The sequence below is a fragment of the Atlanticothrix silvestris CENA357 genome (assembly GCF_016056295.1).
Lineage (GTDB): Bacteria > Cyanobacteriota > Cyanobacteriia > Cyanobacteriales > Nostocaceae > Atlanticothrix > Atlanticothrix silvestris.
Map to the genome: position 1 here is coordinate 32409 of NZ_JAECZB010000007.1, position 25219 is coordinate 57627.

General features: G+C 41.4%; 19 protein-coding genes. 12 read left to right on the top strand and 7 right to left on the bottom strand.

Going from position 1 to position 25219, the window contains the following annotated elements:
• Positions 1 to 78: 78 nt before the first annotated feature.
• On the bottom strand, positions 79 to 2175 hold the full coding sequence (locus tag I8751_RS05295; protein ID WP_214438126.1) for an ATP-binding protein: 2097 nt from the start codon (positions 2173 to 2175) through the stop codon (positions 79 to 81).
• 294 nt (positions 2176 to 2469) lie between these two features.
• On the opposite strand from I8751_RS05295, the gene I8751_RS05300 reads away from it, so the two are divergent.
• The 3 genes from I8751_RS05300 (at position 2470) to I8751_RS05310 (ending at position 6186) form a co-directional block, all read left to right on the top strand.
• Positions 2470 to 3201 carry a RibD family protein gene (locus I8751_RS05300; protein ID WP_214438127.1) on the top strand — a complete coding sequence of 244 codons (732 nt, stop codon included), beginning with the start codon at positions 2470 to 2472 and terminating at the stop codon, positions 3199 to 3201.
• Positions 3202 to 3305: 104 nt separating this feature from the next.
• Positions 3306 to 4484 (top strand): GNAT family N-acetyltransferase, encoded by a 1179-nt coding sequence (locus I8751_RS05305; RefSeq protein WP_214438128.1) that lies wholly within the window; start codon positions 3306 to 3308, stop codon positions 4482 to 4484.
• 469 nt (positions 4485 to 4953) lie between these two features.
• Positions 4954 to 6186, top strand: a complete 1233-nt coding sequence (locus I8751_RS05310; protein ID WP_214438129.1) for a molybdopterin molybdotransferase MoeA — start codon at positions 4954 to 4956, stop codon at positions 6184 to 6186.
• 238 nt (positions 6187 to 6424) lie between these two features.
• On the opposite strand, the gene I8751_RS05315 is transcribed toward I8751_RS05310, so the two are convergent.
• Positions 6425 to 7087 carry an HAD-IA family hydrolase gene (locus I8751_RS05315; protein WP_214438130.1) on the bottom strand — a complete coding sequence of 221 codons (663 nt, stop codon included), beginning with the start codon at positions 7085 to 7087 and terminating at the stop codon, positions 6425 to 6427.
• A gap of 80 nt (positions 7088 to 7167) precedes the next feature.
• The gene (locus I8751_RS05320; protein ID WP_214438131.1) at positions 7168 to 8361 is read right to left on the bottom strand and encodes an NAD(P)/FAD-dependent oxidoreductase; all 1194 of its coding nucleotides are present in this window, start codon (positions 8359 to 8361) and stop codon (positions 7168 to 7170) included.
• 401 nt (positions 8362 to 8762) lie between these two features.
• On the opposite strand from I8751_RS05320, the gene I8751_RS05325 reads away from it, so the two are divergent.
• Both I8751_RS05325 and I8751_RS05330 read left to right on the top strand, forming a co-directional pair.
• On the top strand, positions 8763 to 10883 hold the full coding sequence (locus tag I8751_RS05325) for an AAA-like domain-containing protein (RefSeq protein ID WP_404800419.1): 2121 nt from the start codon (positions 8763 to 8765) through the stop codon (positions 10881 to 10883).
• On the top strand, positions 10876 to 13332 hold the full coding sequence (locus I8751_RS05330) for a CHASE2 domain-containing protein (protein WP_318780295.1): 2457 nt from the start codon (positions 10876 to 10878) through the stop codon (positions 13330 to 13332). The genes I8751_RS05325 and I8751_RS05330 overlap by 8 nt, the downstream gene beginning before the upstream one ends.
• 4 nt (positions 13333 to 13336) lie before the next feature.
• Here the strand turns inward: I8751_RS05330 and I8751_RS05335 are convergent, their stop codons facing one another.
• Positions 13337 to 13642 (bottom strand): DUF2281 domain-containing protein, encoded by a 306-nt coding sequence (locus I8751_RS05335; protein WP_214438197.1) that lies wholly within the window; start codon positions 13640 to 13642, stop codon positions 13337 to 13339.
• Between the two features lie 239 nt (positions 13643 to 13881).
• On the opposite strand from I8751_RS05335, the gene I8751_RS05340 reads away from it, so the two are divergent.
• Positions 13882 to 15129 carry an ABC transporter substrate-binding protein gene (locus I8751_RS05340; RefSeq protein WP_404800418.1) on the top strand — a complete coding sequence of 416 codons (1248 nt, stop codon included), beginning with the start codon at positions 13882 to 13884 and terminating at the stop codon, positions 15127 to 15129.
• A gap of 128 nt (positions 15130 to 15257) precedes the next feature.
• Here the strand turns inward: I8751_RS05340 and I8751_RS05345 are convergent, their stop codons facing one another.
• Both I8751_RS05345 and I8751_RS05350 read right to left on the bottom strand, forming a co-directional pair.
• Entirely contained in the window at positions 15258 to 15662 is a 405-nt protein-coding gene (locus I8751_RS05345) for an ExbD/TolR family protein (RefSeq protein WP_214438133.1), read from the bottom strand.
• Positions 15646 to 16299: a MotA/TolQ/ExbB proton channel family protein gene (locus tag I8751_RS05350; protein ID WP_214438134.1), complete on the bottom strand. Its 654-nt coding sequence runs from the start codon at positions 16297 to 16299 to the stop codon at positions 15646 to 15648. Before I8751_RS05350 ends, I8751_RS05345 begins: the two co-directional genes overlap by 17 nt.
• A gap of 254 nt (positions 16300 to 16553) precedes the next feature.
• On the opposite strand from I8751_RS05350, the gene I8751_RS05355 reads away from it, so the two are divergent.
• Positions 16554 to 18086: an energy transducer TonB gene (locus tag I8751_RS05355; protein WP_214438135.1), complete on the top strand. Its 1533-nt coding sequence runs from the start codon at positions 16554 to 16556 to the stop codon at positions 18084 to 18086.
• 168 nt (positions 18087 to 18254) lie between these two features.
• Here the strand turns inward: I8751_RS05355 and I8751_RS05360 are convergent, their stop codons facing one another.
• Complete coding sequence (locus I8751_RS05360) at positions 18255 to 19088, bottom strand: M15 family metallopeptidase (protein ID WP_214438136.1); 834 nt, start codon at positions 19086 to 19088, stop codon at positions 18255 to 18257.
• Positions 19089 to 19189: 101 nt separating this feature from the next.
• On the opposite strand from I8751_RS05360, the gene I8751_RS05365 reads away from it, so the two are divergent.
• The 5 genes from I8751_RS05365 (at position 19190) to folE (ending at position 24908) form a co-directional block, all read left to right on the top strand.
• The gene (locus tag I8751_RS05365) at positions 19190 to 20107 is read left to right on the top strand and encodes an AEC family transporter (protein WP_214438137.1); all 918 of its coding nucleotides are present in this window, start codon (positions 19190 to 19192) and stop codon (positions 20105 to 20107) included.
• 240 nt (positions 20108 to 20347) lie between these two features.
• Positions 20348 to 21349: a porphobilinogen synthase gene (gene hemB / locus I8751_RS05370; protein WP_214438199.1), complete on the top strand. Its 1002-nt coding sequence runs from the start codon at positions 20348 to 20350 to the stop codon at positions 21347 to 21349.
• Positions 21350 to 21435: 86 nt separating this feature from the next.
• Positions 21436 to 22677, top strand: a complete 1242-nt coding sequence (locus tag I8751_RS05375; RefSeq protein ID WP_214438200.1) for an FAD-dependent oxidoreductase — start codon at positions 21436 to 21438, stop codon at positions 22675 to 22677.
• Positions 22678 to 23122: 445 nt separating this feature from the next.
• On the top strand, positions 23123 to 24151 hold the full coding sequence (locus tag I8751_RS05380) for a CobW family GTP-binding protein (RefSeq protein WP_214438201.1): 1029 nt from the start codon (positions 23123 to 23125) through the stop codon (positions 24149 to 24151).
• A 103-nt stretch (positions 24152 to 24254) separates the two neighbouring features.
• Positions 24255 to 24908 (top strand): GTP cyclohydrolase I FolE, encoded by a 654-nt coding sequence (gene folE / locus I8751_RS05385; RefSeq protein ID WP_214438138.1) that lies wholly within the window; start codon positions 24255 to 24257, stop codon positions 24906 to 24908.
• Positions 24909 to 25219 lie beyond the last annotated feature (311 nt).

Genomic DNA, 25219 nt, shown 5'->3' on the forward strand with positions numbered 1-25219 from the left:
ACTTAGTTTAATTAACCAACACTCATTTCAGCGTGCGATCGCTACGACGAGTATAAATTAGGTATTTTAAATAACACCCTACCTTTCGCCTTTTTTCTTAGCACAAGTTCTTCCAGATGAAAGGCTTGGAAGAGTATCTTGCTGCTGTATGAAACTCACTTCATAAGTGTTTTCCTCAAGTGAAGACTCACAACTGTCTCCATTGAACTCCGTTTTATTAGATTCACCGACTTTGGTGGAATTGTCTTGAAGTGAGTCTTCTAAAGTGGTAGGGTAGGAACCTAAATTTTCTAAACCCTCTTTCTCTATTGATGCAGGTAAAGGAGAGATATCAATCAAAGGCAAAACAATCTTGACTATTGTGCCTAGATTTAGACCTGCACTTTCAAGAGTAATGCTACCTCCCATCAGTTCAATCAAGTTTCGTGAAATAGCTAGCCCTAGCCCTGTACCTTCAACCTTACGTGTAGTACCACCATCTACCATGACAAATGGACGAAATAATTTGTGTTGTTGGGCAGGCTCAATTCCTAAGCCTGTATCTGTAATACTAATAATCACCTGGGATTTTGCATCATCAGTGTATTTAATTTCTGTAGCGATCGTGATGCTTCCGTCATCGGTGAACTTAGTTGCATTACCGATAATATTAATTAATACCTGTTTTAATTTTGCTGCGTCCGCCTTCACGAAAATTGGCTCATCACCAAAGTCAATTTTTAACTGTAAGCCTTTCTTTTGAACATTGACTGATTGTAAATTAATGACATCTTGCAATAATTGCCGCAAGTCAATAAGTTCTAAAACTACTGAGAGCTTACCTGCTTCAATTTTGGAAATATCAAGCAAATCGTTAATAATACTTAGTAAATGAATCGCTGTTTCATCTGCACGCTTGAGAAACTCCATTTCTTCTTCTCGGCTATCGCACAAGCCATCTTGAACCAGACGTACACAGTTAATAATAATATTTAATGGGTTTCTCAATTCATGAGAAGTTGTGGCTAAAAACTGACTTTTGACTTGGTTAGCAGTTTTGGCTTCTTTCCAAGCGATTTCTAATTCTTCTGCCCAAGCTTTAAGTCTCTCAACCATTTGATCTAGTGCTTGTGCCAGTTGATTGAATTCCCGAATACTGAAGTTGTGGGGTATCGGTTGTGCGGTGTGGTGGCTATGAATATTTAGAGCATAATCTCGCAGTTCTTCTACAGGACGTGCTAGGTAAGGAGCCAAACAAAGCGATGCCAACAAACTCGCACCAATTAAACCAACTGTCAAAACGATAAGAATAAGTTTTATTTCCTCTAAACCTAGCAAAGCATTATCTACACTTGTAACAGCTAAAAGTATCCATTTTTGTCCCTGTTGTTGTGTAACTGGATTGGCAATAGTCGTATAACCAGCGACAAATTCTCTATTTTCTTGAAAAGTTAAATTGATCGAATTATTGCGCCTAGCAATCGCATTTTTAACGACGCTTTGAAGTCGAGAAGCGTCTGGATGTTTTTGAATATTACTTCCCACTCGTTCTATTGACGGATGGGCGAGGATTGTGCCATCCTCAGCAATTACTAACATCGAGCCTGCGAGTGATCCTGGCCCATTTTTAGTTTGCTTGTACAGTGATGACTTAAGACTCAAAGCATACTGCAATTTTCCAGCTTTATTGTATACTGGTACACATAATACTACTTGCAGTTGGCTCCGTGGATTCTGTTGACCAGTTATTCCTGACTTGGATGGTAGTATTGTCTTAACATCAATCCCGTCACTAGGAACAGGTAATTTTAAGTCTGTAATTGCCTTATCGCCACAGGTACTGGCAATAACATTGCCATTTTGCACATTAGTTAATTGTAAGCAGTCAATATCAACATAAGTTGGCATTTCTGCTAGTTGAGTCAAATATTCTTGTACTTCTGTAGGTGATCCAGACTGAACAACTGCTGTTCGACTGGCAATTAACAAGTTAGTTTTGAGGCTAGCGATCGCACTAACTATCTTCTCACCTTTAGTGACGGCGCTTTCTGTGAGATTTTGACGAGCAGTTGTTAACAGGCTGGAACGCGCCTTATTTAAAGCTACAATTTGTCCTATAAATAACACTGGGACAAACAACAGCAAAATTCTTGTTACTAAAATACGACGAAAGGATGATTGACGGGGCTTAGCCATCTATTGTCTCACTTCGCATCTGCAAACCACAACACCAAAGATATGCAATTAAACCTACTTAAAGGAGACATTTTCTTAAGTTATGAAGATTTTGTTGTCAGCCCCTAACAATATCAAGTGTTTAAGATGTGAAAAGAAACATGCTATACCAAAAATTGCATAGGTTAGAGATGAAAGTGACTTATGTTGCATATAGATACAGTGATGAAAACAGTAAAAGTTAATTTGCAGGCAAAGATTTTTTTGAAATTAACACACTAGCAAGGAAAATATCCAAACTATCAAACCAACCAGATGGAGCAACATCGTCCTCACACCACAGTAATTTTGGCAATGAGTGCAGATGGCAAGATAGCAGATTTTAAACGATCGCCTGCTCGGTTTGGCTCAGGGGCTGATAAGGCACATCTCGAAAAACAAATCGCTACTTCTGATGCCGTTTTGTTAGGTGCTGGCACTCTCCGTGCCTACGGTACAACACTTGCCGTATCACAACCAGTTCTGCTGCAACATCGAATACAGGAGGGTAAACCCACCCAGCCGATTCATATAGTGATTACACAATCGGCTAACCTCAATCCGGAAATTTACTTTTTTCAGCAACCAATCAGACGCTGGTTACTTACGAACACAGCGGGGGCGCACTATTGGCAAGAACACGAACAGACACTTATTGGCACTAGGGAAACCTCCGCACAGGAATGTCCTGCAAAATTTGAGCAGATTTTGGTTTTTGAAACACCAACAGGTAAAATCGACACTTTGGCTGCTTTGCAACATCTGGCATCTATACATATAACACGCTTAGCGGTACTAGGCGGTGGTGAATTAGTAGCCTCTATGCTTGAATTAGATTTGATTGATGAATTATGGCTTACTGTCTGCCCTTTGATCTTAGGTGGTGCTACTGCACCCACACCAGTAGAAGGTCAAGGATTTCTTGGGGAATTAGCTCCCCGACTCCAGCTTTTAGAAGTTGAGACAATCGAGCAAGAAGTCTTCCTGCATTATCGTCTGCAACGATAAGCAGATTAGATTACCTTAAATAAGGGAATTGGAAATGGGAAGAAGGCGGAGGGGCAGGGAAGAGGTTACTGTAAATTCCCCCTTGCTTCCCCTGCTCCCCTGACATGGAACAACTTAAGCCTAGATACTCTACCGTTTGGATCAACAAAATCGCCGAAGTACCCCAAGATGCCTGGGATGCTTTAGCAATCCCTCTAAAAACTCCGTTTTTAGAATGGCAGTGGCTAAATCATTTAGAAACTTCACAAAGTGCTACTGCTAAAACTGGCTGGTTGCCAAATCACTTGACACTGTGGCGAGATAGAACACTGATAGCAATAGCTCCACTTTATCTCAAAGGACATAGCTACGGTGAATTTGTGTTCGATCACCAATGGGCGGAGTTAGCCGATCGCCTCGGCATACAATACTACCCTAAACTGTTGGGAATGACACCGTTTACCCCTGCTGAAGGTTATCGATTTTTAATTGCTCCAGGGGAAGATGAAGATGAAATTACAGCGTTGATGGTGCATGAAATAGATACTTTTTGCGCTAAACATCGAATTTCTGGATGTCATTTTCTCTATGTTGATCCCGAATGGCGACCAGTGCTGGAACGACAGGGTTTTACTAGTTGGTTACATCACAGTTATATTTGGGAAAACCTAGGTTTTCAAACATTTGATGATTACTTAGCATTGTTTAACGCCAATCAACGCCGCAATATTAAGCGGGAACGTAAAGCAGTTGAGAAAGTCGGTTTACGACTGCAAGCGGTGACTGGGGATGAAATTCCTAAGTCTTTGTTTTCTTTGATGTACCAATTCTATGCTGATACTTGTGATAAATTTGGCTGGTGGGGTAGCAAGTACTTAACAAAACAATTTTTTGAGCAACTGCATAGTGATTATCGCCATCGGGTGTTGTTTTTTGCTGCATATCACGAACAAGATAATCGTCAACCTGTTGGTATGTCTTTTTGTTTATTCAAAGGAGACAGATTATATGGACGCTATTGGGGTAGTTTCCAAGAAATAGATTGCTTACATTTTGATGCTTGTTATTATGCACCGATTGAGTGGGCGATCGCTAACGGGATTGAAAGTTTTGATCCCGGTGCAGGAGGTCGTCACAAAAAACGTCGCGGTTTTCCTGCAATGCCTAATCACAGTCTGCACCGCTTTTATAACAATCGTTTAGCAAAAATTCTCCGTCCCTATATTCAAGAAGTAAATCAACTCGAACAGCAAGAAATTGACGCGATGAATGCAGAGTTGCCTTTTAATCAGAAAGAAAAATAAAAACTCTATTATAGGTAGAGTTTTGTCAGTAGTTAGTGGTTAGTGGTTAGTGGTTAGTGGTTAGTGGTCAGTGGTCAGTGGTTAGTGGTTAGTGGTTATTAATAAAGTTTATGGTGTGGGTATTAAATCAGACTAAAACAACTGGCAACACTTCTCTACGAGACGCTCCGCGTTAAGCGTAGCTATGCCGCAGGCTTTACGACAAGCTACTTCGGCTGCGCGGCAGTTGAATCTCGACTTCGCTCTATTTCCGCGTAGCGATGCACTGAGCTTACCGAAGTGTCGAAACTCATACCGAGTTGCGCTCAAAGATAGTAACTCAGGGTTCAGATAGATAAGCAATGCCCCATTTCTAGATACTATTTCTGAATGCAACTTAGTATCAGTACAAGTCAGTGCATCACTGACAACTAACAACTAACAACTAACAACTGACAAAATTAAATACTCAAGTCTAAGGCTATTCACTATGCTGTCAGTCAAGGATGCAGAAGCAATTATTTTAAATTTAGTACAACCGTTGGATGAACAGCAGGATACAGAAATTGTAGATTTATGGGCAGCAAGCGATCGCATTTTGGCAACGCCTGTCACTAGTTCGTTGGATTTTCCTCATTGGGATAATTCGGCAATGGATGGCTATGCAGTACGCTACGAAGATGTACAGCACTCTAGTAGCGCCCAACCAGCGGTTTTGGAAATTGTAGAAGAGATTCCCGCAGGATATCAACCCCAGTTTACGATTCAGCCAGGACAAGCCGCACGAATTTTCACGGGTGCGGTGATGCCAGCAGAGGCGGATACTGTAATTATGCAAGAGAAGACACGCCAAGAGGAAAACCGTGTTTTCATCCTCAATGCGCCCAAACCGCAAGAATTTGTCAGACATAAGGCTGCTTTCTACCAAGCTGGAACTCAACTACTACCAGCAGGAATTAAGTTAACTGCCCAGAACATTGCTGTGTTAGCTGCGGCACAATGTCCCCAATTATGTGTTTACCGTCGTCCACGGGTAGCAATTTTTTCTACTGGTGACGAGTTAGTCACAGCTGAACAACCACTCCAACCTGGTCAAATTGTCGATTCTAATCAGTATGCTTTAGCAACTTTGGTGAAGGAAAGCGGAGCAGAACCTTTATTGTTAGGTATTGTAAAAGATGATCCGGTTGTCCTGCAAGAAATTATTGCCCATGCCATAGCTAATGCCGATATAGTTCTTTCTTCTGGGGGGGTTTCGGTAGGTGATTATGACTATGTTGACAAAATTCTGGAATCCCTAAAAGCAAAAATTCACATTCGATCTGTGGCGATGAAACCTGGCAAACCCCTGACTGTGGCTAATTTTCCTACATACAACTCAGTGTTGTATTTTGGTTTGCCAGGAAATCCCGCTTCTGCTTTAGTAACATTTTGGCGGTTTGTGCAACCAACCATCAAAAAACTGTCTGGACTTGCTCAAGGTGGAGAATTAGAGTTTTTGCTGGTGCGATCGCATGATGAATTGCGCTCAAATGGTAAGTTTGAAACTTACACTTGGGGTTGTTTACATTTAATTGATGGACTTTACGAATTTTATCAAGCCTCTGGTAGTCACAGTTCCGGCAATTTAATTAATTTAGCTCAAACCAATGCTTTAGCTGTTCTACCAGTGGGTAAAGTATTAATTTCGTCAGGAGAACAAGTATTAGTGTGTAAAATTTAACGTAGCATCTCAGACTGGAAGTCTGGCGCTACACAAACTAAGTCAGCCTGCGCGAACTAATATACAGCGTTTCTCGGTTGAGCGTAATAAGTACACTTTTTAACCATAACAAGACTGTATATATAGCCTGCTTAGGCAGGCTTTGTTCTTTTCTTAATAGCCGCGACTTATAGTCGTTCGGCATTTTTACCAAATTAGGTGTGGGATACTACCGTTTCTTTGCGTCTCCCAATAATTATTAACTGCCTGGTTGTACTTTATTTCGATTGATCCAAATGCCTCTAAGTCCAGCGGCTTTAGCTCCTTGATAATCTTCTACAATACTGTCACCAATATGCCATGCTGCCTCAGGTGGACAGTTATGTTTTTCTAAAGCAATGGCAAAAATTTGAGGATCTGGTTTAGCTGCACGTGCTTGGGTAGAAATGGTGATGGATTTGAAGTAGTGGCTTAGTCCTAAGCTTTGTAATACTGAATAAATTCGAGAATCGAAATTAGAGAGTATCCCTAGTTCAATTCCTGAACGCTGCCAATCTACTAAAGATGGTAAGACATCGGGATAAATAAACCACGGTTGGGCAGTGCCAAAGTGTATGTAAAGTTCGCTGAAAAAAGCCGAAAAATCGGAAAATTGCTTAAGAACACCCGCACTTTCGAAAGTGTTCAAGGCAATTATTTGCCACCAATCAAACTCCCGTTGGGGAATATCTTGTGCTTCGGCATCTAGAAAGATTGGCGGTGGTGCTGCTTTAAAACTTTCGATAAATGTTGTATTTAATATTTCGGGTGCAACTTCAACATCAAATTCTTGGGCTATCTGACTATAAACTTCACCCACGCTGCCTTTGACTCCGAAGAGTGTACCCACAGCATCTACAAGAATAACTTTCGGTCGTTCCATCAAACTTTTTATGATTTACAAATGTCGGATTTGAGATTTTGGCTTGTGAGAGAGTTTCCGAGATCAGGGCACACTATCTGCTACTGAGAAAGTGTATCTATAATAGGACGGACTAGCCAATTAAAACCAACTTTGAGCTGATGATCTAAAGTTGGCATCCGATATAAGTAGGCAAGACGACGGGCGACATAAGCTAAAGAACCGTCTAGTTTAATTCCTAAACCAGTCAGGGTGGCGTTGTCTGTACCCAGTGCCATCATTTCTCCTAACTGTTGATAGCGGAAGGGTAATAAGGGGCGATTAGTAAGACTTGCCCAGATATTCCAAGCTGCATAATCAGCTTGTTGAAAGGCTGCTTGGGCTGTGGCGGGTATTTGCTGACCCTCAGCATCTAGACAATCTGCTAAATCTCCCAAAGCAAAGATTTCGGGATGGTCAAGGACTTGCAAAGTAGGTGTAGTGCTGATTTGACCACGTTGGTTTTGCTTAAAAGGTAGCGATCGCACTACAGGAGCAACTCGTACTCCTACAGTCCAAATTACCAAATCTACGGGAATTGTATCTACCTGATTTTTGTATTCTAGGGAGATGGTATCTGCCGCAATTGATTCCACTTTGGTTTCTAAATCCAGAAACACACCCTTAGCTTCTAAAGCTTTTTTAGCTGCTTCACGGTTAAATTCTGGGGAAGTTCGCAAGATTTGGTCACTGATTTCAATTAATCGAAAGCGCCCTCTTTCTCCTAGCCTGTCCGCCAGTTTACAAGCTAATTCCACGCCACTATAACCAGCCCCAACAATTGCCACCCGAATTTTCTCTGCGTCAGATTCTTCTAATACTCGCAGGCGTTCTTCTAAACGATAGGCATCAGTAATACTACGGAAGGGATGGGCGTAGGATGTGGCTCCAGGTACCATATCTAGTGGTGTTTCTCCGCCCAAAGCCAACACTAATCGGTCGTAGGGAATTTCCGGCCCATCTTGTAAATAAACTCGTTTTTGGTCAATGTCAATTCCAGACACAACTGCTTGATAAAAACGTATACCAGTGCCTTCTAAAAGTTCTTCAAAAGGTGGGGCAATTTCCCAGGTTTGCAATTCACCTGTGAGTAATTCATAAAGTAAAGGAGAAAATAAAAAGCGATCGCTTTGATCTACCAGGACAATTTCGGGCTTTTGTGGAGATTCCCAAGGTAACTGACTTAGACGCAAGGCAGTGTAGAGACCACCAAAGCCTCCACCAAGGATACAAATTCTTTCTGTTTGTTGGGTCATCGTTTCTTTAGGACTGTTAATCCCACCAAGGCTACTAACTTCACTCTAATGATTGTGGACGGATTTTAACAACCTCTGAAAGTTTTAAAATTATGAGGCGTAGGCGATCGTTGACGAGTTTAAGATTTCCGGGAGTTACGCAAGCATCATTTTAGCCTTGCCACGCCAGTAGGGTAACGCACCTTGAATGCGACAACACACCCTACAGCTTTGTAGAGACGGCGATTTATCGCGTCTCTTGCCTTAATACAGCATGATGAAAACAGCAAGTAAAGTTGAATATTTTCGCAAATCTGTGAATATTTCACCCTTTTGTGCTACTCGCATTTATATTGTGTTATCAGTAATTATTCGTATAGTATTGGGCAGAGAACTGTACGCAGATCAAAACCCTACGTGAAATTGTTGATAACACCGTGAAAAAAATTCTGATTTTATCAGCAAATCCCACGAATACGGAAAAGCTGCGCTTGGATGAAGAAGTCCGGGAAATTCAGGCAGGGTTGGAACGTGCCAAAATTCGCGAACAGTTTGAAATTATCACAAAATGGGCAGTGCGTCCTGACGATTTGCGTCGCGCCCTTTTAGATTATGAGCCGGAGATTGTCCATTTTTCGGGACATGGGGGAGGAAATAAAGGTTTGGCTTTGGAAAATAACGCTGGGCAATTGCAACCAGTGAGTACAGAGTCACTGACTAGATTGTTTAAGTTATTTCAGAACAAAATTGAGTGTATTGTCTTAAACGCCTGTTACAGTGAAGTGCAAGCCGAAGCGATTCATCAACAGATTAATTATGTAGTGGGCATGAATCGGGCAATTGGCGATCGCGCAGCGATTAAGTTTGCCGTCGGGTTTTATGATGCATTAGGGGCGGGTAGGTCTTATGAGGATGCTTACGAGTTTGGTTGTCTGGCGATTGATTTAGAGAGTATTCCAGAATCTGCCACCCCGGTATTGAAACGCAGACATCATTTACCACAAGCTGAACCGAAACCACAAACTAAACGGATCTTTATCAGCTACAAGCGTCATGCCGAACCAGATGAAGCCGTGGCGCTGCAAGTTTTTCAAGCGCTTTCCCCACAGCATCAAGTCTTTATCGACCAAACCATGTCTGTAGGTACGCATTGGGCTGAACGCATCGAAGCAGAAATTAGTCAAGCGGATTTTCTGATTATTTTTCTGTCATCTCATTCAGTTCACAGTGAGATGGTGGAGGCGGAAATTAAGATGGCGCATAATTTAGCCCAAATGCAGGACGGAAAACCTGTGATTCTGCCGGTGCGTTTGGCTTATCGCCAGCCTTTTCAGTATCCTTTGAGCGCCTATTTAAATCATATTAATTGGGCATTTTGGCAAGATGCAGCAGATACGCCGCGCCTGATTGATGAATTAAAGCAGGCTGTCTCTGGGGGGACATTGACGATTAGTGAGGAGAAATCTAAAACTGATTTACTGCAAATTAGTGAACCGTCAACTCTCCCTCAACCTTTTGCTTCAGCACAGCCAGATTGCTTGGAAATGCCATCAGGGACGATGGACTGTCAATCTGATTTTTACGTAGAACGTGCCTCTGATGCCTTAGCCCTCCAGACAATTGAGCGTCGTGGTGTGACAATCACCATTAAAGGGCCGCGGCAAATGGGCAAGAGTTCCCTGTTAATTCGCACCATTGAAACTGCGGTGAATGCTGGCAAGCAGGTGGCTTTGCTGGATTTTCAATTGTTTGACAAAGCAGCTTTAACTAATGCTGACCTGTTTTTTCGTCAGTTCTGCATTTGGTTAACTGATGAATTGGACATGACAGATAAAGTTGAGCAGTATTGGGATATGCCTTTGGGTAATAGCCAGCGTTGCACTCGTTATGTAGGTCGTTATTTATTAAAAGAGTTTGGCAACCCTCTGGTTTTGGCAATGGATGAAGTGGAAAGGGTATTTGATACTGATTTTCGCTCAGATTTTTTCGGGATGCTGCGGAGTTGGCACAATAGCCGCGCTACTAATTTGGTATGGAAGCAACTAGATTTAGCGTTGGTGACTTCCACAGAACCTTATCAATTAATTGATAATCTTAACCAGTCGCCCTTTAATGTAGGGCAAGTAATTGACTTAGAAGATTTTACAGCCTTACAGGTAGCTGACCTGAATCGTCGTCATGGTTCCCCCCTCAATCCCAGTGAAGAACGGCAATTAATGGCGTTACTAAATGGACATCCTTATTTGGTGCGCTTGGCACTCTACGAAATTGCCAGCCAGCGCCTCTCTAGTGCTGAGGTATTTGCTCATGCTACGGCGGATAAAGGCCCTTTTAGTAATCATCTACGAAATCATCTGTTTCGGTTACATAACAAACCAGAATTAGTGCAAGGGATGCTTCAGGTAATTCGTCAGCAGACTTGCGAAGATGAAGGCGTTTTCTTTCGGTTGCGGGGTGCGGGTTTAGTGCGGCGACAGGGGCGTATAGTTTTGCCGCGTTGTCAACTTTATGCCGATTATTTTCGGGAGAATCTGCGTGGGTGAACCAACTATTTACACTGTAGGCGGGACGGTGCAGGCTGGGGGTGGTGTTTACATTCCCCGCCAAGCTGATGAGGAACTGTTGGGTTTATGTCGGTCGGCAATTTTTACTTATGTTCTTACGCCGCGCCAGATGGGTAAGTCGAGTTTGATGGTACGCACTGCTCAAACCTTGACAGCAGAGGGCATTAAAGCGGTGATTGTTGACCTCCAGGAATTGGGGGCAAATGTCACCGCCGAACAGTGGTATTTTGGCTTTTTGGTGAAGTTAGATGACCAACTCATGTTGGATACGGATGTGGTGAGTTGGTGGCAAGAACACGAGCATTTAGGGGTTTCGCAACGATTAACGTTATTTTTTGAGCAGGTGTTATTGGCTGAAGTTGAGGGGCAAATAGTGGTGTTTGTGGATGAAATTGATTCCACCCTCAGCTTAGATTTTACAGATGATTTTTTTACAGCAATTCGTTATCTCTATGTTGCCCGTGCAACTAATGTCGAATTTAACCGTTTGTCTTTTGTGTTGATGGGAGTCGCCACTCCTGGTGATTTGATTAGGGATGCCAAACGCACGCCGTTTAATATTGGGACGCGGGTGGATTTGACTGATTTTACCTTTGAGGAAGCTTTACCCCTGGCTGAGGGTTTGGGTTTACCGGATGATGAGGCTAGACAAGTTTTGCGGTGGGTGTTGAAGTGGACGGGGGGGCATCCTTATTTAACGCAGCGTCTTTGTGGTGCTTTGGTGACAAATTTAGGGGATAGGGAAAAATTAGCTAAGTCGCCACGACTGAATATTAATGAGAAAGATGTTGATAAGGTTGTTAGCAGCACATTCTTTGGTGGGATGAGTGAGCGAGACAATAACTTACAGTTTGTGCGCGATATGTTGACCAAAAGGGCACCCAATCTATTTGGTGTTTTGAATATATACCGCGAAATCATTTCTGGAAAGCACATCATCATTGATGAAAAACAGTCGGTGGTTAAGTCCCACTTAAAACTTTCAGGTATCGTGCGCGTAGAGAACTCTAGGTTACGTTTACGCAATTTAATATATGGGACAGTATTTAATGATAAATGGCTGAAACAACATCTGCCAGTTCCTTTAAAGATGTTGTCACCGCAGAGGCTTGTTCTTATAAGTGTAGTAGTAACACTTTTGACTCTGGCGATGCGGCAATTGGGAGTGCTACAAGCTTGGGAATTAAAAGCTTATGATCAGATGCTGCGATCGCGTCCTGTAGAACCACTTGACCCTCGTATTTTACTAGTCACTATTACTGAAGAGGATCTAGCACGCGAGAAATGGCCTCTGTCAGACACCATAATTAATCAGCTGTTATTAAAATTAGAGTCTTATCAGCCCCGTGTCATTGGTCTAAATCTTTATAGACCAGAACAAAAAAATTTGGCCACAGGTCTAAAAAATCAAAATAACATCATTAGCACCTGCTTGTTAAGCAGTGCAGGCAGATCAGAAATTCCTCCGCCGCCTAATTTTAATCAAGGCAATATAGGCTATAGCGATTTGATTCCTGATAGCCAGGTAGACCAAATTGTTCGCCGTGCTTTATTATTTGCCCACTCTACAGATAACAAATGTACAACCTCATTTTCATTTGCAGCTTTAACAGCAGTTAGTTATCTAGAAAAACAAGGTTTAGAAATAGATTTTCCTTATGCAGCAGATAATTTTAATTTAGGTAAAATTACCTTCCAAACTCTCGAACCAAATTCTGGTAGCTACAAGGGTCTAGATGCTCGTGGTTATCAAATACTCTTAAATTACCGCCAAAGCGATCGCCTAGCCCAGCAAGTCACTCTCACACAAGTCCTAAACAATCAACTCAATCCCAATTGGGTGAAAGATCGGCTAGTAATTATTGGCATAAATGCTGCCAGTTTACATCCGGGATTATATACACCCTATAGCGCTTCAGCAGAGCAACCAGCTAGAATGCCAGCTGTCTTAATCCATGCACAGATAGCTAGTCAGCTTCTTAGTACAGTGCTGGATGGGCGACCTTTAATCTGGTACTGGCCTGAGTGGGGTGTATTCTTATGGGTCTGGGGCTGGTCTTTGGTAGGGGGGTTGTTAACATGGCGCTTGCAAAGAACATTATATTGGCTAATAGCTACAGGAGGGGCTACAGCAAGCCTATATATAATTTGCCTTATCTTCTTTATGCTATCTGGTTGGATACCTCTAATTCCATCAATGATAGCAATGGCGGTTACAAGTGTGAGTGTAGTAGCATCGCAGATCACACTACAGAAAGAACAGCAACTCAAGATCAGTGAATTACTACGTTATCAGTTCAAAACTGCCTGTAGATTGAGGGGTGAAGATATGACAGACGTGATGGCGCGGCTAATTACCGAGTATATCGAACAAAATGAAGCTACTACTAGCAGACGCGATGGAAAATCTCATAAGCCCAATAAATAAATTATTATAGTTGATAAGGATTTAAGTCATAATCGAACTTGGCTTTACCACGAGTCGCATAAACAGCCTGAAGACACTCATCGAAGTCATCACCTGCCCAAGTGCCTGCGTGTCTGAGGATGGAACGGCCGGAAGCTGGATGGTAAGGTAGTTGAGAACTGTCTGTCGGGTTTTCTTCTGGTTGAGCTAGAGTATCTGAATCTGCTGTTTTTTGCTTGGTTTTCAAAAAGCGTAGAAAATCAAGAGTTTCTTCTAGGAGGAAATCGGGAGAAGATTCAATTTCTTGTAGTAAAAGTTCTTTGATACTCATAGGAATATATTGATGTTGTAGGGAAACGGAAATAGCTTTATCTTCCATTATCACAAAGTCCCCAATCAACCGGATTTTCGCCTTGGCAAAAATTCATCACTCTTTCAGCAATGCCAGATTATTAAATAAGTAGGGTATGTGAAAAATGTCGTAGGCTAGGAATTAGGAGCTACAAAAGTATACTTTAAATCGCTGGAAAAACCGTTACAAGTAAGGTAAAAGAGACTTTACATTAGTTTGTGATCACAAAGAATGTATTGAAATTTTTGGGACTAGTAATTGCGATCGCAATTACTATTATTGCTTGCCATAGCCTACAATTATCAGCCCCCACCGCAACTACCATCAAACTCAGTGGTTGGGGAGGTTCCCCGGTGGAGCAAAAACTATTAAAACAAGTATTACAAGACTTTGAAGCGCAACATCCCACAATCAAAGTCAAATATGAAGTGATTTCCGACCAATACATGGATGTCATCAAAACCCGTTTGGTTGGAGAGGCTGCTCCCGATGTTTTTTATCTCGATGCCTTAGAAGCTCCTTTTTTAATGAGCCAAAATGTTCTAGAACCCTTAGATGCTTACATCACCCCAAAATTTGATTTAGCAGACTTTGAGCCTACCCTACTAAACAGTTTCAAATACCAAAACCAAATCTATGGTTTGCCTAAAGACTATTCCACCCTCGCATTGTTTTATAACCAAACAGCTTTCGCTGCTGCTGGTTTGAGTAATCCGCCGACTACTTGGGATGAACTACGCAATTATTCCCAACAATTAACAGGCAAACTGAACAGATACGGCTTTGGTGTCAGCCCAGAATTAGCGCGTCAAGCTTACAAAATTATAGCTTTTGGTGGGCAAGTGGTAGACCAAAACGGTAATGCTGCTTTTGCCAGTCCAGCCGCTTTGCAAGGATTACAGTTAGTGGTAGACCAGTATAAAAAAGACCGTACCTCTGCCCAAAAATCTGATGTTGGAACTAACTCAGGTAGTGAAATGTTTGGTCAAAGTAAGGTGGCAATGGTCATTGAAGGTAACTGGGCAATTCCTTACCTCCAAGAAACCTTTCCTCAACTCAAGTTTGCTACCGCAGAAATACCAACCATTAATAATAAAAAAGGTACAATGGTCTTTACAGTTGCCTACGTGATGAATAAACAATCACAACACAAAGCAGCAGCCTGGGAATTAATTTCTTACCTTACTGGTAAAGCCGGAATGCAAAAATGGACAGGGACAGGGTTTGCATTGCCAACACGTAAATCGGTAGCTCAGAAGTTGGGTTATGACAAAGACTCCTTGCGATCGCCTTTGGTAGCCGGAATAGATTATGCTACACCTTGGCAGGTAGGAAAGTATCCAACTGCGATCGTCAATAACTTTGATAATCAATTTGTCAGCGCCTTGTTAGGGCAACAACCATTACAGCAGGCAATGCAAAGAGCGCAAACAGCAGCAAATCAGCAAATTAAAGCAATGGAATAAAAACTCCACACCACTTGTGGGATAGGGTTTTGTCAGTGGTTAGTGGTTAGTAGTCAGTGGTCAGTAGTCAGTGGTCAGTGGAGCAAAAACAACTAGCAACTGACAACTGACAACTGACAACTTTTAATTTAAGGCTTTTGGGTGGCGATCGCTAATTTTGCCCCTTTTACCTGACGTAACCTATCCATTATCTCTACTACTTGACCGTGACCAACTTTAGCATCAGCATTAATAATCACTAAAGCTTCTGAGTCAGAGCCAATTAAAGCCTCTACTTGCTTGGTTAAATTATTAATCTGAATTGGTTGGCGATTCAGGCTTACCTGTCCTTTGTCATCTACTGTTACCGTAACTTTAGTAGAAACTTGCTGTTGTTTTGCTGTTGCCGCTTGCGGTAAATTCACTGGCAATCCTTCCGACCTAGTTAAAAACAGCGTAGACATGATAAAAAACGTCAAAATCGCAAATATCACATCAATCATTGGCACAATGTTGATCTGCGTTGGTATATCTGCTTCATCTGGTAGACGCATAACTTTTCTCTCCTCGTTCGTAGCGACGGCGGTAAAGTAACTCTAGTTGTCCCCCATACTCCTGAATCAGTGCTATTTGACGTACATACAATCCCCGAAAGGAGTTGGCAAATAAAAGTGTAAATATAGCAACTACTAATCCTGATGCTGTGGATACCAAAGCTTCACTAATCCCAGCAGTCACACCTGCTGTTTTTGTACCTCCCACATCACCAATATCTAACGATGCAAAGGAAGTAATCAAACCTAAGACTGTACCTAACAAACCCAATAATGGAGCTAAACCAATTATTGTCTCAAAGATATTTTGAAAGCGTTTGAGTAAAGGAATCTCAGCTTGGGCTTCACTTTCTAATGCCAAACGAAATTCTTCTGGATTCGGTTCTTCTAATTCCAATGCTGCCAAAAAAATGCGTGCCAGGGGTAAATCTGCATTTTGCCGTAATTTATCTATTGCACCAACTACGTTTTCTAGCCGATAGAGATTCAATACCTCTCTGACCACACGGCTTTGACGGTTATTGATTCTGACCCAAAACCTGATACGCTCAATAATTAGGGCCACCGCCAACACAGAAAACCCCAGCAGCGGCAACATCACCACGCCGCCAGCTGTAAACAGATTATTAATTCCCATTTAAAGCCTCATTAATGAATCAATAACAGACAGATTACCAGAAATCCTGATGTAAATTGACACTCTTTGTCAAGAGTCTGTAAAGTATTATGCAAATGTTTTTCAATTATTTGTCTTGAGAGGATTACCAATCAAGGCTCTCTAGAGATTTTATTTTGGTTTATGGAACCTAATTAGGTGATTATCGATTACTTGATATTTCTATCTAAGCATTTTAGTATGTCTAGGTTACTAAGATTAGGTTGCAATAAATTATGACCTTTTCAGGCATAGCTGTTGAACAGCGTTCCAAAGAAGCTGAGACTATTAAGTCTTTTCTGATTTACAGTCTGATTGGTTCGCTAGCCTTGCATATCGGCGTACTTTCCCTAGGTATATTTAATCTTGGGAGAAGAATGCCTGAAGTAGAAGATGAACCAATAGAAGTGACGATAATTGATTCTCCGACTTTAGAAATAGAAAAGCCACCAGATGAGATCAAACAAGAAACAGAAACTTCTTCAGCAAAGGTTGCTGAAAATACTAGTAATACAAATGAAACGGCAATCATACCTCAACCCCAAAATCAAGCAATCACTCCAACTCCTTTTAAACCCCCTGTCATTGAACAGAAACAGCCTCTGAAATTAGAAACAGCCCCAGTTCAAAATCAAGAACCAACTACACAACCACAACCAGCAGCCAAAGCGCCTCCAGTCCAAAATCAAGAATCAACTACACAACCACAACCAGCAGCCACATCTCCTCAAGTACTAACATCTGAATCTACCAGTACCCAGCAGTCGTCTCCAACGGTCAACCAAAGTAGTGAAAAATTGACAGGGTTGTTGAATGGATTGAGAAACTCTAGAGCTACTGAAGGAAGCAGTAATAATACTAATGCAGTTGAGTCTAATCAAGGTAGTAGCACAGGCTCTAACACTGCTGTAAATTCAAGTACTAGTAATAGACGGCCAAGAAGCAGTGGGACAATATCTACAGCACCAAGCCCGGCTAAAATAGAAACACCATCAAGTAATGGCAATTCTTCAGGTTCAGGGAATGGCCGCGCAGCTTGCCGTGAATGCGGTACCAAGTATCCAGAATCAGCTAGACGACGAGGAATCGAAGGTAAAGTTGAGGTAGCTGTTGATACCGATGCTAAAGGTAATGTTACCAATGTGCGTGTTGTTAATTCCAGTGGCAACAGTGCCTTAGATGAAGAGACTATCAGGCAAGCACGCAGTTGGAAATTAAAACCTGCTACTGGTGGTAGACAGGGAGTGTCAATTTCTACTGAATATGCTATTGAAGGTTCTCGGCGACACCGTGAACTCCAAGAACAAAGAAGACGACAAGCACAAGAGAGAAAACAACGGGCAGCACAAGAGAAAAAACAACAAGCAGCAACTGCAAATACAAATTCAGCAGAGGAAACTCCAAGACGCAGACGGCGGGCAACGACATCAACTATTATGGATGTTCCTCCAGAAACCCCTAGACCACCTAGAGTTAGGCAGAGGCAATCTACACCTGCACCTAGTGCAGCGACAGCAAAACCCACAGAGTCAAAACCCCGTACTCCACAGAGAAATGTCAGAGAATCTCTACGTCGAGTGAGACCTAAACCTGTGACTAATAATTCATCAACCCAACCAAAACCAACTGAAAATCGGCGACGGCGGAGGACAGAGCCAGCCCCATCTTCAAGTCAAAACAAGTTGCGAAATAGTTTGCGTCGTTCTCAACAGCAATCTCAGCCGTCATCATCAGATGCTCCTGCTTCGACTGGGAATAAAAATGAATAGTTTTGTAGTGAGGACTTTAGTCCTCTCTTCTCTATAAGATGCTACGCGGTAAGTGCAGCTATGCCAGCAGGGCTTTACAAAAAATGGCTTAGCCCTTAGTACAATCTGATCTATTTTTTTACATTATTTAACATAGTTTGATTTTTTACCGCCAACTTTCTTAATACATCAAGGCTGTGATTGAGGTATTTTAGCGGGCTGTAAATTTTTAGCTTTATAGAACATTTCTAAGCTATCGCGATCGCCCACATAACGCCAGTGCCAAGGCTCATAACTCACGCCTTGAGCATTATTTTGGGGAAACGATAATTCAAAGCCAAAACGGGCTGCATTTGTTTGTAGCCATCTATAAGCTTTGGTATTGTCAAAGTTAGTTTGCAGATTAGTTGCTGGTACTGCTCCATCTCCAATGTCGACAGCGTAACCTGTGTGATGTTCACTATGACCAGGAGGAGCGCTGACAGCAGCTCGTTCGGCTGGAGTCTGATTTCGCTCTTGTCCAATGCCAAAAAACAACGGCTCCTGATCTTTCACGGAGCGAAAGCCAGAAATTGGTATTAAAATTACACCCGCACTGCGTGCCGTTTGCACCATCGCCCGAAACTTTTCGGCAGCAGTTTTTCGCATTTTAATTCGCCCATCTGCGGTAATTGGTGCTAGTTCTGACTCAGGTGCTTCTGGATACGCTAAGTGTCCCAAAATAACATCGTCCTTATTACCTGGGGGGTTGGCAGAATTACTAGGTTTTAAGGTTGGTACAGTAGCAGAAGGAGTTAGCGAAGTTGGAGAATCGGTTGTTTTTTTCGGTGCAATGGCGAAAAACAAAAAACCACTAACTACAGCCAGCACAACAAACCCTGCTAGTCCCCCTACCAGCAAAACTAGAGGTTGCAATCGTATTTTAGATGCTGTATCAGGAGTATCGCGTAAAGCCACCGGAATCTCGTCACCAGGGCTACTCGATGAATTTTGCGGTTGTCCAGAAAAACCAACTTTATTCAAAGGTCAACTCCTACTTTTGTTCAATATCCATTACAAATTGTAGACTGGAAAAAATAAACATCACAGGTAACATTTTACATCTGTAATTCTTAGGCGCAATCTTGACAAATCTCTTAGAACTATACGTCAAGCTGGTGGGATTAGTCCTAGTAGGATTTCTTTTGGGACGCAAACTACCTACCGCAGTTCCCACTCGTTTAGGTCAATTTCTTTTCTGGGTGGGAGTACCTATAAGCATCGTAGCTTTTTTACGGCAAGCCGATTTGTCGGGGCAGATTTGGATTGCACCTGCGATCGCTTATTTAGCTATTTTACTAGGGGCGTTTTTGGCTTGGCTAGGAATTAAAGGGCAAGTCTATTTCACAAATACTACTCCTCAAAAACCAACTCAAGGTAGTTTGATTTTAGCTGCAATGGTGGGTAACACAGGTTATCTGGGTTTTCCCATTACTTTAGCAATGATAGGAAAAGAATACTTTGGCTGGGCCTTATTCTACGATTTACTAGGATCACTATTTGGAACTTACGGCTTGGGTGTGGCACTAGCATCTCATTTTGGCGGGAGTATTGGCAATTTTAGGCAAATTGCTCAAGCAATCTTAATTAATCCTGCCTTGTGGAGTTTCGGCTTTGGCTTGGTACTGCGACAATTGATGATGCCTAATATAGTTGAATTCTCTCTAGAAAAAATGGGTTGGAGTGTTGTTGCTTTATCTTTAGTGTTAATTGGAATGCGACTTTCAAAGCTCAATTCTTGGTACAAATTACCACAGGTAGGCACAGTTTTGGCAATTAAAATGCTTCTAGTTCCCTTAATTATTGGCATTGCTTTACCACTTTTTGGTGTGACTGGTTCCGCTGCCCAGGTAATGGTATTACAGATGGCAATGCCTCCTGCATTTGGCACATTGGTAATTGCCGAAACCTTTAATCTGGATCGGGACTTAGCAGTTACTGCTTTGGCAGGAGGGGCTATGCTATTGCTGGTTACTTTGCCAGTTTGGCTATGGCTGTTTTAATTTAAAAGTTCCTAAATCAACCCTAATAACCAAATAACTAAAACACTAATTGCAATCAATTGCAGCCGGGTTAAATGGGTTGCGTCCCCTTATGCATCAAGATCCGCAGATACCGATATAGGAATTACTGAGAGTTTGACAATATTCCCCAACTGATGGAGGGCGTTGGCGATCGCTCGCTACTTCACACACATCCCTGTGAAGCATTACAATAATGATTATCATTTTAATTTAAGTTCTATGTTGCCTGCTTCTTCAACTACCGACAAGCCGTTCCAACGTCCCCGTCGTCTACGTCGCACTACAACACTACGGCGGATGGTGCGGGAAACGACTCTGAGCGTAGATGACTTGATTTATCCTATGTTTGTTACCGAAGGGGAGGGGCAAAAAGTAGAAATCTCCTCTATGCCAGGGTGTTATCGATATTCTTTAAATTTATTGCTCAAAGAAATAGCAGAAGTCTCTGAGTTAGGAATTAATGCGATCGCACTATTCCCCGTTATCCCCGAAAATAAAAAAGACGACACAGGTACAGAAAGCTACAACCCAGAGGGATTAGTACAGCAAACCGTCAAAGCCATTAAACAAGCACTCCCAAACATTCTTGTGATTACCGATGTTGCCCTTGACCCTTTCACCACTCATGGTCATGATGGTTTAGTAGATGAAAAAGGGACTATCCTAAATGACCCGACAGTAGAAGTGTTAGTAAAAATGGCACTGTCTCAAGCCGCATCTGGTGCAGATTTCGTTGCACCTTCTGACATGATGGATGGTAGAGTCGGCGCAATTCGCCAAGCTTTAAATGCAGAAGGTTATATTAACGTCGGGATTCTAGCGTACTCTGCAAAATACGCCTCTGCCTATTATGGCCCCTTTCGTGATGCGTTGGATTCTGCCCCCAAATTTGGCGATAAAAAGACTTATCAAATGGATGCAGCTAACGCCAAAGAAGCTTTAAAAGAGATTGAACAAGATATTGCCGAAGGTGCAGATATCGTCATGGTCAAACCTGCTTTAGCTTACTTAGACATAATACACCGGGTAAAAGAAGCTACAAATTTACCAGTTGCGGCATACAACGTTAGCGGCGAGTACGCCATGATTAAAGCCGCTGCCCAGATGGGTTGGATTGACGAAAAACAGGTAATTTTGGAAAGCTTAACTAGCATGAAACGCGCAGGCGCAGATTTAATTTTGACTTACTTTGCCAAACAAGTAGCTTTGATGTTGATTTAGCTGACGGGATGAGAAAGACAAAAGAGTATTCCCTATCAAGTCTTTTTCTCTATGCCTTAATTACGAATTACGAATTACGAATTAGTATGACCATTATCCCTGCAAAAATTGACCTAGCGATTATTGGTGCTGGGCCTCATGCTTTAACCTTGACTACCCATCTGTTGCAAAAACGGCAAAGAATTAGGGGGAAATTTTTAGTATTTGATCCTAGTGGCAGATGGATGAGTCAATGGGAACACCAATTTAAAGCTTTGGAAATCCCTAGTTTACGCTCCCCTGCCGTCCACCATCCCGACCCAAACCCTTTTGCTTTAAGGAAATTTGCCCAATCTCGTCTTGATGAGTTATTTCCTCCCTATGACTTACCAGGGACACAACTATTTGAGGATTTTTGCCAGGATGTGATTCGAGTTTGGCAGCTGCAAGAGCAAGTTATTCCTTTGGCAGTTAAGAGTATTGAACCCTTACCTCATCATTTGCGTCCTCGCTTTTGCCTCTGCTTGCAAGATGGGCAAAAAGTCATTGCACGGCGGGTAGTGTTAGCAACGGGTAGCGCTCAAATTCAAATACCTGATTGGGTAAACCAGATTCAGACAGCCTACCCACAAGATAGACTTTGCCACTCACAAACTATTGATTTACGAAAATTACAGTTGATGGCTAAGAGAGTATTGATTGTGGGCGGCGGTTTGACAAGCGGACATTTGGCAGTGGGTGCTATTTCTCGTGGTGCAAAGGTGCATTTGATGATTCGGCGGCAATTAGTAGAAAAGTTATTTGACGCTGAACCGGGTTGGTTAGGGCCAAAGTATCTGAAAGATTTTTTTGCTCAATCTGATTGGGGGCAACGGGTAATGATGATTCAGCAAGCTAGAAATGGTGGCTCGATGACACCTGCGATCGCTACCCAATTACGGCAACAGATACGTCATGGTAACATCAGAATTGACGAAAATTGTCAAGTAGTCAAAGCCGAATGGTTAAATGAAAATTGGCGCGTGGAATGTAGTGATGATAGTCAGCATGAGTGTGACTACATTTGGCTTTCGACTGGCACTAAATTCGATGTCACCACGGAACCTTTGCTAAAAGATATTTTAGCTACTTACCCCATCAAAATTGTTAAAGGTTTACCAGTTTTAGATACTTGTCTGCGTTGGCCTGGTTGTGAATTATTTATCATGGGTGGCTTGGCTGCAATGCTTGTCGGGCCAACAGCACGGAATTTATCGGGCGCGAGAATGGCTTGTGAAAAAATCGTCCCAGCGATTGTCAAGCCAAGTGTAGCTCTTTCCTACACGTTTAGCAGAGTACAAGCAGGCTAACCAAAAATACTCAAACCCTTGATTTTTCGTTTTCATACGTCAGTTCTATAGTGACTTGCATTGCAATCATCTAAATAATGTACTTAAAGTAAAAACTTCTATCTTTTTTTCATCCAGGTTGCACTATCAAACTTTTTTTGCGTTATAATGATAATGATTTTCATTGTCTTTAACTACTCAATAAAATTCAGTCTAATGTTTGGTGATTGATTACTACTAGAAAGTACTAATGCCATACTGCAATTTTCTGAATAATATTATGCCAGTCATCATGGCATTGTAGTGCGACAAGAACGACCAGAAGTTTTACAAAAAGGTATTCTGCTGCGGATTACATCTCCACCCGATAGAAATAATTATTAGTTAGTATGACTTTTAAAAACTTACTGCTAGCAATTACTAACGACTACTAAAAATTTGAAACTTAGGAAAGTTTGAATTGATTATGACTCAACTCACGGCGTTAACTTCAAACCCAAGTTTTGATATTCCTAAAAAAGGAATGCCTGTTACCATTATTACAGGATTTTTAGGCAGTGGTAAAACTACACTTTTAAATCAAATCCTCAAAAATAAACAAGATTTAAAAGTTGCCGTACTTGTAAATGAGTTTGGTGACATTAACATAGACAGCCAATTACTAATTTCTGTAGACCAAGATATGGTCGAACTTACTAATGGTTGTATTTGTTGTACTATCAATGATAATTTGGTTGATGCAGTTTATCGAGTTTTAGAACGAGAAGACCGTATTGATTATCTAGTCATTGAAACAACTGGTGTTGCTGACCCTTTGCCAATTATATTGACTTTCTTGGGGACAGAATTAAGGGATTTAACAAACCTTGATTCGATTATAACTGTAGTAGACTCTGAAACATTTAATGAAGCTCATTTTGAGAGCGAAGCTGCTTTAAAACAGATCACTTATGGAGATATTATTCTTCTGAATAAAACAGACCTAGTTACTTCAGAAAAACTAGAAAATGTAGAAAATTTCATTCATGATATGAAAAATGGTGCGAAAATTCTGCACACTAAACATGGAGAAGTGGCGTTACCATTAATTTTAGATGTGGGTTTAACTCCAACAGATGAGTATATTGCCAATGATGCTAAAGATACTCACGAGCATGAACACCACCATCATAACCATGACCATCATCACGAACATCACTCACATCATTTGGAGAATGATGGATTTGTTTCGATTTCTTTCCAAACTGATAGACCATTTGATGTTCAGAAATTTGAAAAATTTCTAATCGAAGAAATGCCACAGGATGTATTTCGGGCTAAGGGCATTTTGTGGTTTAGTGATAGTGAACTGCGCCATATTTTTCAACTGAGTGGCCCTCGCTATAGCTTACATGCTGATGAATGGCAGACTCCACCTAAAAACCAAGCAGTTTTTATTGGTAAAAAGTTAGATATTAGTCAAATTTACTCACAACTTAATGAATGTTTGGTATGATTACAAAGTGTTAAGTGATTGTCTAATTTAGTTAATAGTCATTTCTAACTCTTAGACTATTAACTAATTTATTAATCTATACCAATCAATGAAATAAAAAATAATGACTCTATCGATTCGTCCCGATGTAAATTCTGCTGCTCAAGTGGTTTCATCTTTATCTACTCAGCAGTTACCAACTGTTACTGAAACAGAGATGTTGCAGGCTGTGCGTACTTTATTAATTGGATTAGGAGAAAATCCTGAGAGAGAAGGATTAAAAGATACTCCCAAGCGAGTTGTCAAAGCTTTGCAGTTTCTTACCAAGGGATATCATGAATCTTTAGATGAACTACTAAATGGGGCAGTTTTTACAGAAGATGCTAATGAAATGGTGTTAGTCCGGGATATTGATATTTTTAGCTCCTGCGAACATCATATTTTGCCAATTATTGGCCGCGCTCATATTGCCTATATTCCTGATGGTAAGGTAATAGGATTATCTAAAATAGCCCGTATTTGTGAAATGTATACCCGGCGTTTGCAAGTGCAAGAACGTCTCACTTTACAAATTGCTGATGCGTTACAAGGTTTACTCAAACCTCAAGGTGTTGCTGTGGTAATAGAAGCAACCCACATGTGTATGGTGATGCGAGGCGTGCAAAAACCTGGTTCTTGGACTGTCACTAGTGCCATGCGCGGTGTGTTTGCGGAAGATGCGCGGACTCGTAAGGAGTTTATGAATTTGGTGCGACACAATACTAATTTTCACTCTTAAGTAAAAGGCTATATTCAAGCAGCAGTTTGTAGGTAAATAAACCACATCTTTTTGATTTGACGCAAAGGATTATACGCCAAGACGGAACTCGCAGAGTAGGCGCAAATAAAGAAATATGGGGTCTAAATACATAAAAACTGCTGTATGACCAAATTATTGATTTATAAATACTTCAGTAAAATAATCTGTAATTTTAAATACAAAATTAAATGTGCTTACTTGGTTTTGATTAGAGGATTGAAATTGAAGCTTAATCTTAAGTAATTTACCGAACATGATATAGCGATTGCTACTTAGATTAGTACATAAAC

Coding starts and splice junctions, on each gene's coding strand:
- I8751_RS05295 (WP_214438126.1), bottom strand. CDS start 2,175: ATGGCTAAGCCCCGTCAATCATCCTTTCGTCGTATTTTAGTAACAAGA.
- I8751_RS05300 (WP_214438127.1), top strand. CDS start 2,470: ATGGAGCAACATCGTCCTCACACCACAGTAATTTTGGCAATGAGTGCA.
- I8751_RS05305 (WP_214438128.1), top strand. CDS start 3,306: ATGGAACAACTTAAGCCTAGATACTCTACCGTTTGGATCAACAAAATC.
- I8751_RS05310 (WP_214438129.1), top strand. CDS start 4,954: ATGCTGTCAGTCAAGGATGCAGAAGCAATTATTTTAAATTTAGTACAA.
- I8751_RS05315 (WP_214438130.1), bottom strand. CDS start 7,087: ATGGAACGACCGAAAGTTATTCTTGTAGATGCTGTGGGTACACTCTTC.
- I8751_RS05320 (WP_214438131.1), bottom strand. CDS start 8,361: ATGACCCAACAAACAGAAAGAATTTGTATCCTTGGTGGAGGCTTTGGT.
- I8751_RS05335 (WP_214438197.1), bottom strand. CDS start 13,642: ATGAGTATCAAAGAACTTTTACTACAAGAAATTGAATCTTCTCCCGAT.
- I8751_RS05345 (WP_214438133.1), bottom strand. CDS start 15,662: ATGCGTCTACCAGATGAAGCAGATATACCAACGCAGATCAACATTGTG.
- I8751_RS05350 (WP_214438134.1), bottom strand. CDS start 16,299: ATGGGAATTAATAATCTGTTTACAGCTGGCGGCGTGGTGATGTTGCCG.
- I8751_RS05355 (WP_214438135.1), top strand. CDS start 16,554: ATGACCTTTTCAGGCATAGCTGTTGAACAGCGTTCCAAAGAAGCTGAG.
- hemB (WP_214438199.1), top strand. CDS start 20,348: ATGTTGCCTGCTTCTTCAACTACCGACAAGCCGTTCCAACGTCCCCGT.
- I8751_RS05375 (WP_214438200.1), top strand. CDS start 21,436: ATGACCATTATCCCTGCAAAAATTGACCTAGCGATTATTGGTGCTGGG.
- I8751_RS05380 (WP_214438201.1), top strand. CDS start 23,123: ATGACTCAACTCACGGCGTTAACTTCAAACCCAAGTTTTGATATTCCT.
- folE (WP_214438138.1), top strand. CDS start 24,255: ATGACTCTATCGATTCGTCCCGATGTAAATTCTGCTGCTCAAGTGGTT.